General features: G+C 29.6%; 15 protein-coding genes and 1 tRNA gene. 1 reads left to right on the top strand and 15 read right to left on the bottom strand.

The features are described from left to right. Positions 1 to 102: 102 nt before the first annotated feature. The 11 genes from DP68_RS08460 to DP68_RS08420 all read right to left on the bottom strand — a co-directional run bounded on the left by DP68_RS08460 (position 103) and on the right by DP68_RS08420 (position 10558). On the bottom strand, positions 103 to 384 hold the full coding sequence (locus DP68_RS08460) for a DUF503 domain-containing protein (protein ID WP_035308405.1): 282 nt from the start codon (positions 382 to 384) through the stop codon (positions 103 to 105). A 157-nt stretch (positions 385 to 541) separates the two neighbouring features. Next, positions 542 to 1981, bottom strand: coding sequence for a glycogen synthase GlgA (glgA, locus tag DP68_RS08455; protein ID WP_035308403.1), 1440 nt, complete (start codon positions 1979 to 1981; stop codon positions 542 to 544). Positions 1982 to 1994: 13 nt separating this feature from the next. Further along, positions 1995 to 3104, bottom strand: coding sequence for a glucose-1-phosphate adenylyltransferase subunit GlgD (gene glgD, locus DP68_RS08450; protein WP_035308401.1), 1110 nt, complete (start codon positions 3102 to 3104; stop codon positions 1995 to 1997). Between the two features lie 22 nt (positions 3105 to 3126). Next, positions 3127 to 4245 (bottom strand): glucose-1-phosphate adenylyltransferase, encoded by a 1119-nt coding sequence (locus tag DP68_RS08445; RefSeq protein WP_035308398.1) that lies wholly within the window; start codon positions 4243 to 4245, stop codon positions 3127 to 3129. Between the two features lie 233 nt (positions 4246 to 4478). Then, entirely contained in the window at positions 4479 to 4790 is a 312-nt protein-coding gene (locus DP68_RS08440) for a hypothetical protein (RefSeq protein WP_035308396.1), read from the bottom strand. 194 nt (positions 4791 to 4984) lie between these two features. Beyond that, on the bottom strand, positions 4985 to 5107 hold the full coding sequence (locus tag DP68_RS19530; protein WP_278281260.1) for a hypothetical protein: 123 nt from the start codon (positions 5105 to 5107) through the stop codon (positions 4985 to 4987). A 244-nt stretch (positions 5108 to 5351) separates the two neighbouring features. Next, a tRNA-Sec gene (locus tag DP68_RS19525) sits at positions 5352 to 5448 on the bottom strand. Positions 5449 to 5496: 48 nt separating this feature from the next. Beyond that, positions 5497 to 7404, bottom strand: coding sequence for a selenocysteine-specific translation elongation factor (gene selB / locus DP68_RS08435; protein ID WP_035308394.1), 1908 nt, complete (start codon positions 7402 to 7404; stop codon positions 5497 to 5499). A gap of 34 nt (positions 7405 to 7438) precedes the next feature. Further along, positions 7439 to 8824, bottom strand: coding sequence for an L-seryl-tRNA(Sec) selenium transferase (selA, locus tag DP68_RS08430; protein ID WP_035308393.1), 1386 nt, complete (start codon positions 8822 to 8824; stop codon positions 7439 to 7441). A 24-nt stretch (positions 8825 to 8848) separates the two neighbouring features. Then, positions 8849 to 9880, bottom strand: a complete 1032-nt coding sequence (gene selD, locus DP68_RS08425) for a selenide, water dikinase SelD (protein ID WP_291547973.1) — start codon at positions 9878 to 9880, stop codon at positions 8849 to 8851. 78 nt (positions 9881 to 9958) lie between these two features. After that, on the bottom strand, positions 9959 to 10558 hold the full coding sequence (locus tag DP68_RS08420; RefSeq protein WP_291548148.1) for a helix-hairpin-helix domain-containing protein: 600 nt from the start codon (positions 10556 to 10558) through the stop codon (positions 9959 to 9961). A 132-nt stretch (positions 10559 to 10690) separates the two neighbouring features. Between DP68_RS08420 and DP68_RS08415 the strand changes: the two genes are divergently transcribed. After that, complete coding sequence (locus tag DP68_RS08415; protein WP_035308389.1) at positions 10691 to 11941, top strand: D-alanyl-D-alanine carboxypeptidase family protein; 1251 nt, start codon at positions 10691 to 10693, stop codon at positions 11939 to 11941. On the opposite strand, the gene DP68_RS08410 is transcribed toward DP68_RS08415, so the two are convergent. The 4 genes from DP68_RS08410 to nadD are packed head-to-tail and all read right to left on the bottom strand — an operon-like array spanning position 11938 to position 15310. Beyond that, a complete protein-coding gene (locus DP68_RS08410; protein WP_035308387.1) occupies positions 11938 to 12843 on the bottom strand; it encodes an RluA family pseudouridine synthase in 906 nt (301 codons plus the stop codon). The genes DP68_RS08415 and DP68_RS08410 overlap by 4 nt on opposite strands. Before the next feature lie 23 nt (positions 12844 to 12866). Further along, positions 12867 to 14114 (bottom strand): LCP family protein, encoded by a 1248-nt coding sequence (locus tag DP68_RS08405; RefSeq protein ID WP_035308385.1) that lies wholly within the window; start codon positions 14112 to 14114, stop codon positions 12867 to 12869. 1 nt (position 14115) lies between these two features. Continuing rightward, positions 14116 to 14688, bottom strand: coding sequence for a bis(5'-nucleosyl)-tetraphosphatase (symmetrical) YqeK (gene yqeK / locus DP68_RS08400; RefSeq protein WP_035308655.1), 573 nt, complete (start codon positions 14686 to 14688; stop codon positions 14116 to 14118). Positions 14689 to 14707: 19 nt separating this feature from the next. Further along, positions 14708 to 15310, bottom strand: coding sequence for a nicotinate-nucleotide adenylyltransferase (nadD, locus tag DP68_RS08395; RefSeq protein ID WP_035308383.1), 603 nt, complete (start codon positions 15308 to 15310; stop codon positions 14708 to 14710). Positions 15311 to 15328 lie beyond the last annotated feature (18 nt).

Genomic DNA, 15328 nt, shown 5'->3' with positions numbered 1-15328 from the left:
GATATTATCGATAATTTATTGGAAAAATTAATAACATCCCAATTTATATTGAGATGTTTTCGTTTTAAATTTCAACTTAATTACTTTATTGTTAAATAAATTTTAAATTATCTCTATATGAAAGTCAATTAGCACTGCATCTGTATTTGATTCTATAAAATTAATTACGTGTTGTATTACTTCATTTGCATGTGCAGTTGAATTACTTACACAAGAAATGCCTAAAGTAACAATTTGATGCTTATCTTGATTATCTACCTCGGCAATAGAAACATTAAACTTGTTTTGAACTCTTTTTATTAAACTTTGTACTATCATTCTCTTTTCCTTTAACGAATGAACCCAATTTGCTTGTAAGTCTACTTCTCCTATGCCTATCATCATTTAAATCACCCCGCTAAGAAGTTGTGAAGCAGCCTCTTAAGTTCTAGGATAAAGGTGCTAGGTACTAGGGTTATAAGGAATTTTGTTAAGACAAAATTCCTACATTTCCTATCTCCTTGCACCTAGTTCCTTATTGCTAAAAAGTTACTTAGCAATTTTATTTATTCCACAAAAGATCATCATAAAGTTCTATATATTTGTACGCTGAGCTATTCCAGCTATTATCTGTCCTCATAGCATTTCTTACTATATTATTGAATACTGATCTATCTTTATAAAAATTTATAGCTCTTTCTATAGTATATAACATATCTTTTGCATTATAATTGGTAAAGGAAAACCCGTTACCTTTTCCTGTATATTCATTATATGATATCACTGTATCTCTAAGTCCTCCCGTTTCCCTTACAATAGGAAGAGTTCCATATTCCATTGCAATAAGCTGGCCTATTCCACAAGGTTCAAATAAAGAAGGCATCAAAAACAAGTCCGATCCTGCATATATCTTTTTAGATAAATCATTGCTAAAGTATATATTACAGGATATTTTAGTTGGATATTTTTCTGCATAATACTTAAACATTTTTTCATACTTATTATCACCAGTACCCAATATAACCATTTGTAGATCCAAGTTCATTATATCATCCATTACTTCTGATATTAAATCAAATCCCTTTTGATCTACAAGCCTAGATATTATACCAATCATAGGAATATCTTTGTTTACTGGTAGTCCGAACTGATGTTGAAGCATTTCTTTATTTTTCTTTTTATTTACTATACTTTCCTCACTATAATTTAAATATATATCCTTATCTTTTTTAGGATTATATATATCATAATCTATACCATTTACTATTCCACTTAACTTATAACTTACTTTCTTTAAAAGCCCGTCAAGGCCTTCTCCATAAAAAGGTGTTTGTATTTCCTGTGCATAGGTTTCACTTACCGTAGTCACTCTATCTGAATATACTATGCCACCTTTCATAAAAGATATCGCATCATAGTATTTAAGCTTATTTTCTGCAAAGCACTCTTCCCCAAGAGGAAGTAAATCTCCTAAAAATTCTTTAGAAAACACTCCCTGATATCTTAAATTGTGTATAGTAAGTATAGTTTGTATACTGCTGTATAACTCATCCTTGCTATAGTTTTCTTTTAAAAGCACTGGAATAATTGCAGTATGCCAATCATTATTATGAATTATATGAGGTTTAAAATCCTTCATGTACCTTATACTTTCAATTACTGCCTTAGAAAAATAACAAAACCTTTCTCCATCGTCATCATATCCATAAGCACCTTTTCTTTTAAAATAATACTCATTATCTATAAAATAAAAAGGTATATCCTCTTCTTCTATATATTGAAGCCCTACATACTGATTTCTCCATCCTAAATTTACATTAAACTCCTTAAGGTTTACCATGTTATTTTTATAGCATTCACTTATATCACTGTACTTTGGCATGATAACCCTTACATCTATACCTAGAGCTCTTAACGCTTTAGGTAAAGCAAATGCTACATCGGCAAGCCCCCCTGTTTTTAAAAACGGATGAGCTTCTGATGTTACAAATAATACTTTCATAGTGCTACACTCCCTAGTATAAAGATCTTTTTTCTATAACTATTGGAAATTCCTTATCTCCTCTTAATTCTTTCTTCTTTTCGATTATATTATTCTTATCTATTATTACATTTTTAAGTTTTACATTTTCATGAATTTCCGCACCTTGCATGATTATGCAATTTTCAATTTGTGCCCCTTTGTGTATATTTACTCTTCTACTAATTACACTATTTTTTACTTTACCATTTATTATACATCCATTGGCTATTAATGAATTCGACACTTCTGCATTTTCACCATATTTTGTTGGCGCTTCATCCTTTACCTTTGTATATATAAGTCCATTTTCATAAAAAAGTTCTCTACTTATTTTTTCGTCCAGCATATCCATACTAGCCTTAAAATATGCATTTACTGAATTTATACATTGTAAGTAACCCTTAAATTCATATGCATCAGTGGTTATATTTTTAAGATTATTTTTTATATAATCTTTAATATTCTTAGCACAGCCTGTTTGTAGACAAGTTTGAATTATTTCAACTACAAATTCCTTTTTCATAATCATTATGCCCATAAATATATTAAGATTATCTTCTTTCCCTATATTTTTCCCTATACTTACTATCCTATTATTGTTTTCTAAATTTATAACATCTGTCCCTATAAAATTTCTTCTTCCATCCTGAACCTTTTTATACACAAATGTTACATCTTTACCTGACTCCTCGTGATGGCGTGCTGCCTTACTAAAGTCAATATTACATATCATATTAGAAGATGCTAATATTACATAATTTTGTTTACTTCTTGAAAAATACTCCATATTATTTTTCAAGGAATCTACATCTCCATCATAGGATGCAATAGGCCCAAAGTTGAATACAAACAATCCATTTATTTTTCTATCTAAATCCCAAGGTTTCCCAGAACCTAAATGATCTAAAAGTGAACGAGACTTAGTTTTTGTAAATATACCTATATTATCTATTCCTGAATTAACCATATTGGATAATATAAAATCTATAATTCTATATCTACCACCTATTGGTATGGAAGCTAATGGCCTTCCAAAAGTAAGAGGTCTTATATTATCCTCATTTTCATCTAAACTTAAAATCCCCATATAATCTTTAAGCATATCTTTCACTCCTTTAGGATAGTTATTCCTCAAAACTTATCACAGCAATTTCTTGTCCATCGCCAATATTTGAGTCATCTGAAATTTTCACATTATCTCCTATTACTGCTTTTTTAACTGTAGAGTTTTTTCCTATATGAACATTAGACATTATTACAGAATTTTCTATTCTGCTTCCCTTTTCTATATATACACCTGGAAATATTATTGAATTCATAACTTCACCATATATATAACATCCTTCTGTTATAAGTGAATTTTTTATAGAAGCCTCCGAAGAAATATATTGAGGTGGCCTTACTGGATTTACTGAATATATCTTCCATGAATTATCATATATATTAAAATCTATATCATCCTTTATTAAATCCATATTAGCTTGCCAGTAACTTTCAATGGTTCCTACATCTTTCCAGTAACCATTAAATCTATATGCACAAAGTTTTTCATTTTCACCAAGCATTTTAGGAATTATATTTTTGCCAAAGTCATTTGAAGATAATTTGTCCTTTTCGTCTTCTTGCAAAAATTGTTTCAATTTACTCCAATTGAATATATATATTCCCATGGACGCTAAGTTGCTTTTAGGCTCTTTAGGCTTTTCTTGAAACTCATATATATTATCATTTTCATCTGTATTCATAATTCCAAATCTACTTGCTTCCTCATATGGAACTTCTATAACTGCAATTGTTGCATCTGCTCCCTTTTCCTTGTGAAAATCCAGCATTTTAGAATAATCCATCTTATATATATGATCTCCTGACAATATAAGAGCATACTCGGGATCATATTGATCTATAAATCCTATATTTTGATAGATAGCATTTGCAGTACCTTTATACCAATCGCCACCTGTTTTAGTTTGGTAAGGTGGTAATAATACAACTCCTCCATTTGCCCTATCTAGATCCCAAGGACTTCCTATTCCTATATGAGAATTTAAAATAAGTGGTTGATATTGTGTAGGTATTCCAACTGTATAAATACCTGAATTTGAACAATTACTTAAAGTAAAATCTATTATTCTATACTTACCTCCGAAAGGAACAGCTGGTTTTGCATTTTCTTTTGTTAAATTCCCCAATCTAGTACCTTGTCCACCTGCTAATATCATTGCCACAATTTCCTTTTTACGCACCTTTATCCCCCCTGATGTTTTAATTTAACACATTTGCTTACATAATTACATAATTTAAAGAAATCTCTGATTTCATTAGAATTAGTGCATGTTAGTTTATTGAGATATTTTATCTATATATTTTACCAGATAAATGGTTTAATTTCTACCATTTATTGAAAATAATGTTAACAAATTAACAAATTGTATCTATTTAAATTGTTAAAAAGCTGTCTTTGTTAAGACAGCTTTTTCTAATACGCGTTATATATAAATACTCCTTTAAATACAGTATCATCTGATGATAATATTATGTTTATTTTTTTCTCTACATCTACAAAAAAGAAACCTAATAAACTTTCATTATCATATAAACCTATTTTTGTATGTATTTGTGTTCCTATTTCTTCTTTAAATATGTTTATTTTATTACAGAAAACCATACCTTCGTTGCTTGCTGCAAAAAATATAGCTCCACTTGGAAAATTAAATTCAAACTTGTCCCCTGGATTGTAATCAATAAACTGTTCTGAATCTCCATAATTAAATACAAACTCTTTTTCCATATATATCGCTCCCTTCTTAGCAAAAAATTTATACTATTTTTATATCCTAAATTAATATATATTCTACATTAAAAACTAATTTCCTTTTTATTTAACAACCAACCATGTAAATTAGAACTAAGGTACTAGGAACTATAAAACTTTACATATACAAAATTTTATTAATTCAAAACCTAGTACCTAATCCCTAATTGTTATTTTGCCCCTTTTATAGGATTTTTCTTAATTTCGTCATCAGATATTATTTCAGGTCTTCCACCGCTTTTGTTATAATCTTTATTTTCTCTTCCATTTCTTTTTTTACTTTCTTTATGCATATATTTTCCCTCCTGTTTTTTCATATTTTGAGACAAAAAATCCCGCATTACGCGGGAAATTAAAAATGAAGAGGTTATCGTACAATAATTATTATAACCACAATATCATTTTTTATTATTAATTTTTTATAAGTATACAAATAAAGAACTGTATCCCTTAAAAACCAACTGAATTTAGTGATTATCAAATAAAAGGCGCTTAACCAATTAATTAAATTAGTTAAACGCCTTTATACAATTTATTTGGTGGGAGTATGTGGGAATCGAACCCACCCGTCGTGGTATTAGCACGGCAACATGGTGTTGAAGACCAGCAAGCACACCAGCACTTATCTACCCCCAAGATAGATATATTTTAAATTAAATAATATAGTAAGTCAATATCAACTTTAAAATAGTATTCTTGTATTTTCTACTCTCTTAGTTAATTTAATTTCATCAAAATACTCTAAAAGGGCAACTGCTACTTTTCTATTAGTTTTTAATTCATCTCTAAGAATCCCTACATTAATATCTCCATTTTTTTTAATATAACTTATAAGCTTGTCTTTAGCTTGATTCACTGCTTCAATACTTAAAACAACTTCTTCTGGAAGTTTTATGAGATCTCCTGATTCTATTAGTAAATTATATATTTTCTCAAAATCTTGTGTACTTTTTTGAACTTTTATTAGATCACTATATTTTGGTGGATTAAATAACTCTATTTTATATTCTATTATAATATAATCTTTAATCTTATTTTGTACTTCAGTATATTTTATGTTAAATTTTTTTAAAGATATATAATTGTCATTCTTTCTAATTAATTCTTGTTCTATACCATAAGAAAGTATATAATCATATATTTTAGATTTTACTCCTTGTTTAAATATTTTACTTTTTAACTCTTCCTTATCCATGCCCGGCCTCAAAGGATTCCTATCATGAAATAATTCTAATTCGTAAACCATTTTATTAAATTTATCTTGTAAAAAATTATTGTGAACATATACTTCTCCATTATCTAACAATATATTAAATATTTTTTTGTCTTCTAATAGAACTTTTACTTGGCTGCTAAATTCTTCTTCACTTATAGAAAAATGCTTCAATAACTCTTTTTTATTTGGAAATATGTTACTCAAATCTTCTATGAGTTTTTCTAGTATTTCTTTTTTTTCTCCTTTTTCTTTTATAATTAGTTCATCTATATATTTTTTATTATATCTCTTTGCCTTCTTAGCTAATGATTCAATTATTGTTCCTCCCCCTAAAGTCACCATTGGAGAATAGTTCCTTATTACAAATTTATCTTCCCTTTTACATGCAATTTCCTCCTCTAGCCTTATTTGTATATATGCTTCTTCTCCTGGAATAACTTCTTCTTTATCTAAAATACTTACTCTTCCTATTATTTCGGATGTACCATGATAAATTTTTATTCTTTGATTATTTTTAAGTGACTTTTCATTACTTTTAAGATAGTTTAATTTGCAGTCTATTATAAACGAAGGATTTAGTGAATTTATCGCAGCTATTATATCTCCTCTTTTAACTTCTGAAGTTTTAATTCCAGAAAGATTTAATGCGCATCTCTCTCCACTTTCTGCTACTTTCACACTTTGATCATGGACCTGTATGCTGCGGGCTTTGCTTGTAGCTCCTTTAGTATATACTTCAATAGAGTCTCCTTCATTTACACTTCCATTTAAAATAGTTCCTGTTACTACTGTTCCTATACCACTTATAGAAAACACTCTGTCAACAGGCATTCTAAAATGACCACTTATATTTTTCCCCGTTACCTCGGATGAAGCTTTATCTAAGGATGTAATAAGTTCCTTTAATCCTGCTCCTGTAATCGAATCTACCTCATGTATATCAACATCTTCTAAAAATGTATCCTTAAACTTTTCTCTAATATCTAACTTAATTTCTTCTAACCATTCCCTATCAACTTTGCTACATTTAGTGACGACTATTAATCCCTTTTTTATTCCTAAAAGTTTTAGTATTTGAAGATGTTCAATGGTTTGTGGCATTACCCCTTCATCTGCTGCAATAACCATCAAAACTATATCTATTCCTTGAACTCCTGCAAGCATATTCTTTATAAATTTTTCATGTCCTGGAACGTCAACTATACCTGCCCTATTGCCAGACGGCAAATCAAAAAAAGCAAATCCTAAATCTATAGATATCCCTCTTTGCTTTTCTTCCTGCAATCTATCTGTATCTTTACCTGTTAACGCTTTAATAAGGGTAGTTTTGCCATGGTCTATATGTCCTGCCGTTCCAACTACAATATGGTTCATTTATGCCCTCCTCTCTCCTTTTTATTTTCTAAAGTTATTTATCTTTTAAAGCTTCTACTATTATTTCAAAATCCTTGTCATAAATAGTTCTTAAATCCATTATAATTTCATCCCTACTTATGCGAATAATTATAGGTGGTTCATTTTTTCTTAGCATTCCTTCTAATTGTATTGGCTTATAAATAGAGTTTTTAATCTTAACAACATAAGTACTTATCTTTTCCTCTGGCATTGAGCCGCCTCCGACCATGGAATAATCCCTATCTACTTTTAATTTCCAACTGCTATCTAACTCTTTTTTAAGCATTTCTAATAATTTATAAGCTCTTTTTTCATGTATATTTTCATCACTTAGTATCATATGCAAAGTAGGTATCTGCTCAATTGCTAAATTTTCATCTTGATACATTTTTAGAGTTCCCTCAAGAGCCGACAATGTCATTTTATCTATTCTTAAAGCCCTTGTTAACTGATTTTTTTTCATTTCATCTATGTATTTCTTTTTCCCTACTATTATTCCTGCTTGAGGTCCTCCAAGCATCTTATCTCCACTGAAAGTTACTATATCTATACCCTTCTTTATACTTGCCTGTACTGTAGGCTCATAACTTAATCCATACTTGGAAAAGTCTATTAAGGTTCCACTTCCTATATCCTCCATGACAGGTATGTTGTATTTATCACCTAGCCTTGCCATTTCTTCTAAGGGTACACTTTCTGTAAACCCTAATATTTTAAAATTAGAAGTATGTACCTTTAAAAGCACTCCTGTGTTTTCATTTATATAATTTTCATAGTCATATAAATGTGTCCTATTAGTAGTTCCCACATCTACAAGTTTTGCTCCACTAAATTTCATAACATCTGGCACTCTAAAGGACCCACCTATTTCAACTAACTCTCCCCTAGAAACTATAGCTTCCTTATCATTACATAATGTATTTAATGCAAGCATAACAGCTGCAGCATTGTTATTTACAACTAATGCCGCCTCTGCTCCAGTCAGTTTAGTAATCAATTCTTCTATATGTTCATACCTTGTTCCTCTTAAGCCTTTTTCAAGATTATATTCTAAATTAGAGTAGCTTTCACTTACATTCATTACATTTTTTATAGCCTCTTTGCATAAAATTGACCTACCAAGATTTGTATGAATAATTACTCCTGTAGCATTTATGACTTTCCTTAAATTGCTTAGAGATTTCTTATTTATTTCTTTTAAGATTTCTTCTATAATTTCTTCTATACTATAGTCTTCAATTTCTTTCTTTAATATTTTCTCTCTATAGCTGTCTATAACCTTTCTTACAGCTTCTAAGACTATAATTCTACAGCTATTATTTAAAGCATAATTTAATTTATCATCTTTAAGAACTTCATCTATTTTAGGAAGCTTTCTTAGTAAATCATTCTTATCCATAAATTCACCTATCCGCCTATATAACTATTCAACTATTATTGTTTTTTCTTGCTTTTTAACTACTTTTCCTATGATGGAACTTTCTAATTCCAACTTAGATAATTCCTCCATAATACTTTTCCCATATTTACTATCTAAAGATATTAAAAGCCCTCCTGAAGTTTGAGGATCAAATAAAATATCCTCCATCCATTCCGGAACTCCATTAAGTACATACTTATCCTTTAAATAATTCTTATTTTTGTAAGTTCCTGCTGGAACCATTCCCATGTTAGCATGTTCCTTTGCTTCTTCTATATATGGAATTAAATCCTTATATATTTCAAAGGACACCTCTGAAGAAGAAGCCATCTCATAACTATGTCCCATAAGTCCAAATCCAGTTACATCGGTACAAGCATTTATCTCATATTTTAATATAACATCTGCTGCATATTTATTTAAAGTTGTCATTACCTTCACTGCTTCATCATATCCACGTTCTGTGGCAGTATTTGCCTTTATTGCAGTATTCATTATTCCTGTTCCTAAAGGTTTTGTAAGAATTAATATATCTCCCTCGTTTGCTCCATAGTTTTTAAGTATTTTATTTGGATGTACAAGTCCTGTAACAGATAACCCATACTTAGGCTCATTATCCTCAATGGAGTGTCCACCTACTACAACTGCTCCTGCCTCTATTACCTTTTCCGCTCCCCCTCGAAGTATTTCGCCTAACATTTCTATAGGAAGACAGCTTGGGAATCCTACTATATTTAAAGCTACTGTTGGCTTACCTCCCATAGCATATACATCACTTAAAGAGTTACATGCTGCAATTTGACCATATGTATAAGGGTCATCAACAACTGGAGTAAAAAAGTCTAAAGTTTGTATTAAAGCAGTATCTTCATTTATCTTATAAACAGCAGCATCATCTGAAGTCTCAATTCCTACTAATAAATTTTCATCTTTCATCTTAGGCAACCTACCTAAGATATTCGAAAGAGTTTCTGGCCCTATCTTAGCCGCTCATCCAGAATGAGCTGACATCTCAGTAAGTCTTTTTATGTCCACGCCAAGACACCTTCTTTCTTTATAATTTAGCTTAGTGTAATTTAGTTTAATTATATATCAACGATTTGCTTTAGACAATTACATCACATCTACATATTGTTTTATTTTTTCAAAGGTTTTATCACCGATTCGTTCTACATTTTTTAGTTCTTCAATAGAACTAAAACTTCCCTTTTCCTCTCTATAATCTATTATCCTTTGTGCAGTTACATCACCTACTCCTGGGATGGTTTTTAATTCTTCTTTAGTTGCAGTATTTAAATTCACTTTATCAGGCTCTTTAAATGAAGGTTCTTCTTTAGATTTTGTTTCTTTATTTGATGTATTATTACTTAATTCATCTACTCTTTTACTTATTAGTATATAATCCTCATCCTTTAATTTCTTAGCTAAATTTATTTTTTCTTTATCAGCTTTTTCAGTAAATCCCCCTGCAGCTTTTATTACATTTTCTACTCTGCTATTTTCTTTAAGTATGTATACTCCAGGATTTTTTATTTCTCCATTTACATATACCACTATATTTCCACCTTTATTCTTATCTTCTATTGCCTCTTCTTCAAAGATATCTTGATTATTAACAGGTTTATTGACATTAGAAACTTTATATCCTACAATTAAAAAAATAATAAATATGCATAATATGAATAAGGAACCATATACTTTTTTATCTTGAATCTTAATTTTCAAGGAATTTTCCTCCTTCTGAATATATTGCCATTTAGAATTATTGTCAATTTTCAATAATTAATATCGCATTAGAATAATTTTTTTGTTATAATTATTTTTATAATAATTGGAGGAGATGAAATGAAAAAAATATGTAAATTTTTCTTAAACGTTATCATATTGCTAACATTATTTTTAAATAATACTGTTTCTGCTGCTGTCAAGCCACCAGAGGTGTCTGCAGATGGAGCCATACTAATGGATGCTTCCACAGGAGAAGTAATTTATAGTAAAAATATGACTTCACCATATCCCCCAGCTTCCACTACCAAAATAATGACAGCTTTACTTACTCTTGAAAATTGTGATTTAGAAGATGTAGTAACTGTCGGGTCAAAACCACCTTTTGCGGATGGAAGCAAAATATACATATCAGAAGGAGAACAGTTTAAAGTAAAGGATCTATTATATGCTCTTTTACTTGCCTCAGCAAATGATGTTGCTGAAGCCTTGGCTGAACATATATCAGGATCTAAAGAAGATTTTGCGAAGTTGATGAATAAACGTGCACTAGAACTTGGTGCAACAAGTACTAACTTTGTAAATCCAAATGGATTGTATGATACTAATCACAAGACATCTGCAAAAGACTTAGCAATAATAATGAGAGAACTAGTTAAGCATCCTGAATATACCGAAATTTCTACAACTTCATCCTATAAAATTGCACCTACAAATAAAATGGACAAAGAAAGACCTTTATGGAATGGAAACAGACTTATTCAGAAAAGTTCTGAATATTATTATAGAGATTGCCAAGGTGGTAAAACAGGTTATACTATTCAATCTGAACATTCTTATGTAGCTACTGCTGAAAGGAATGGACAAAAACTTATACTTGCACTTATCCACGACAAAAATAAAACCTATTTTAAGGATGCAGCTAATTTATTTAATTATGGTTTTAATAATTTTGAGGTTGCAAAACTTTATTCTCAGGGCCAGCTTGTAACAAATTATGAAAAGGATAACTTATCAATTCCATTATTAGCAGAGAAGGATTTTTATTATGTAAAAGAAAAAGATTCATCTTCTGTCCCTGCTATAAGCTTAAATAATAAAGATACTACTATTTTTGATAGTGCATTTAAAAAAGGCGATATTTTATCAGAAGGAACTGTAACTCTAAATGATAAGTCTCTAGGCTCATTGAAGCTTTTAGCTGGACAGGACTATGAACCTAAAAAATTTTTAAATACTGCTACTTCTCCAGAAAAGCTTCCTATAATTAAATATATAGCATCCTTTACTTTTGTATTATTAATTTTACTTTTAATAATTGAAAAAATCAAACAAAATAGACGCAAAAAAAGGCTTAGGGGTAGATATTAACCCAAAGCCTTTAATTTTTCTATTAAACTTTTCATATCTTCAGGTAAAGGACTTTCTAGATTTACGATATGTTTATCTTTTGGATGTGGAAATCCTACTTTATATGCATGAAGCGCTTGCCTATTAATATATTCTTCGTCATTATTTTCTTCACCATATATCTTATCCCCAAAAAGAGGAAATCCTAAATGGCTTAAATGAACTCTTATCTGATGAGTTCTTCCAGTTTCCAATAAAAGTTTAACTAAAGTAGCATTTTTAAAAGTTTCTAAAACCTCGTAATGTGTTATGCTTCTTTGGCCTCTTTCATCTATTACTCTTTTTATTGTTCCTTCTCCTACTCTATATATAGGTAAATCTATTGTGCCTTCACTTTTATCCATTACGCCATGAACTAAAGCTATGTATTCCTTTTTAAAAGTATTTTCTTGCATTTCTCGAGACAAAGCTGCATGTGAAAATTGGTTTTTAGCTATTATTATAACTCCAGATGTATCCATATCTAGTCTACTTACCAATCTTACTATACAATTCTCTCCTTTTGACTTAAAGTAATATAATATTCCATTAGCTAAAGTTCCTGAAAGATGACTTTTGGTAGGGTGCACAACTATCCCTGATGGCTTATCTACAGCAATTATATCATCATCCTCATATATAACTTTTAAATTCATATCTTCTGGCTCTATGTCTTGGCTTTCTTCTTTATTTATATAAACTTCAACCACATCATCATCTTGTAAAATATATCTTAAATTTACTCTTTCGCCATTAACCTTAATTCGTCCTTCTTTTGCTGCTCCTCTAATTAATCTACTAGATAAAAGTTCTACCGATTTTAAGTAATCCTTTATTTTTGAGCCTTTATGTTCCCTTATTTTAAAAGTTAATTTATTGCTCATTATTATTTCTCCTTTGGCTATGACTATTCTTTAAAATCATCTCCTAATATAGCTTTGATATAATTATTTTCCCCATCTTCATCATATTCAATATTTTCTATATTAAAATCTCTCTTTAGTATCTGCTCTACTTCCTTACTTAATCCATTCACTACTAATTTAGATTTAGTATTTTTATTACCATTTGCCGTTTTGATATTTACATATCCCTTTTGTTGAAGCTTAGAAGATACTCTAGCTGCTAATCCATTTCTATTTGTTCCATTTAATATATCAATTTTAAAACTACTTTTATCAAAAGTTTCTACATTACTTTCTTCATGTAACACTGTAAGTATTTGCTTATTTAAACTTTTCTTGAATATATAATAAGATACTCCATTTATATATTCACCTTCTCCTTGAAGTGTAGCCATTTTCATATTAGATTTGTCTACTTTATATCCAAAATTATAGGCGTATTTAATAATTTCATCTGGATTCATGTTTGTCTCCACGTACTTTGGGAGAGCTGACATTAAACTTGGTATTCTTAGAAGTATTGCAGGGCTTTTAAACTTATCTATTATTTTTTCCATAAGCATATGCTGATTTTCTATTCTTCCAATATCTCCATTCGCCAAGCCTGTACCATCATTGTTCTGTCTCCATCTAAAAAATTCTTCTGCCTTTTTACCATCTAAATGTACATTCTCACCTTTTTTAAAGTTAATGTGCAAGTTTTGTGAAGCATCATCATAATACATATTATTAGGTATTGTCACATCAACTCCACCAATACTATCTATTACATTTCTAAATCCATCATAATCTACCTTAGCATAATAATTTACATCTATGCTAAGCAATTCTTCTACTTCTTCAACTAACAAATTTACTCCACCAAAAGCATGAGCAGCATTTATTTTTTGATTTTTCCCATTAATCTGTATTAAAGTATCACGAGGAATCGAAATCATTTCCGCCTTTTGACTTACTGGATTATAATGAAGTAAAATTATAGTATCTGTTCTCTTAGGTTCTGCCGAATTTTTAGGATTTCCTATGTCAACTCCCATAACTAAAATATTAACTGGCTCATCTTTTTCAACTTGTTTACTGATGTTAGGACTTGGAAGCTTAGATGAATTATTGCTAAAATTTAAAAGATATACATAGAATCCTCCAACTGCAGCAACTATTAAAAAGAAAGCTATAAGAAGTACAGGCCCTTTATGAGATTTCTTTTTTCTTCTTTTTGTATTTTTTTTATTTTTATTTTTTTCTTCCATTTTAATCCTCCAATATTTTAATTAAGTAGTTTCTTCCTTCTATGGTATTTGGATGGATCATTTGCCCTCTATCTATTACATATTTTATTGTATTATCAAAAGAACGTAACACAGCTTTATTTATATCATTATAAGTTAATTCTCTTATTTCACTTACACCAGGGTATTTTCTTAAAGGCTCTATGTAATCTGCTAAATATATCATTTTTTCTAACATAGTCATATTTCTTCTTCCCGTAGTATGATATGCTATAGCATTAAAAATCTCTTTATCTTTTACACCCATAATTTCTTTTGAGATTATAGCCCCAACAAGACCATGTAGAAGCTGAGGACTCTTTTGATATATTTCTGATACATTATATCCATATTTTTTAGCAGTATTTATAAGTTCATATCCTCTTAAATTTTTAGCACAATCATGAAGAAGTCCAGCTATTCTCGCTTTATTTATATCTTCATTGAACTGTTCTGCCATTTTTACAGCTGTATCCCTAACACTTACACTGTGGGCATATCTTTTGGAGTCTAAATTCTCTTTTAAGTACTGCTCCATTTTTTCTTCGCTCCACATCCCTATCACTCCCATAAAATTAATCATATAACTTTAATTCTTTTATAGTATTGTATACACCTTCCGGAACAAAATAACTTATATTTCTTCCCTCTGAAATTAATTTTCTTATATTTGTAGACGAAATATCTAATAAAGGTATATCTAAAAAAATTATATTTCCTTTATATTTTTCTTCTAATTTTTCCTTTTGAAAAATTATATCATATTTATTATTTCCTGGTCTATTAAATACCACTAAATTACAGAGCTTAAATATTTCTTTTACATTTTTCCAGTTTTCTATGTCCATTAATCCATCAGCACCTGTAATAAAGTACCAAGATCCATCAGGATATTTAGTTGTAAAATGTTTAAGAGTTTCAAAAGTATAACTTATATCTTTTTTGTTTATTTCATAATCACTTACAGTAAACCTTTTTTCGTTTCTCGTAGCCATTTTTACCATTTCATATCTGGAAATTGAACTTGCAAGTTTTCTTTTAGTTTTATGAGGGGGAATGCCAGCCGGCACAAATATTATTTCATCTAGATTGAGTTTATATAGAGCCTCATAGGCTATATGGAGGTGACCATTATGAATAGGATCAAAGGTACCTCCAAATATAGCTATTTTCTTCATACTTTTCTCCCCCCTAAA

It is taken from the genome of Clostridium sp. HMP27 (genome assembly GCF_000765165.1).
Taxonomy (GTDB): domain Bacteria; phylum Bacillota; class Clostridia; order Clostridiales; family Clostridiaceae; genus Clostridium_AK.
This window is presented reverse-complemented; position numbering and strand designations above follow the sequence as displayed.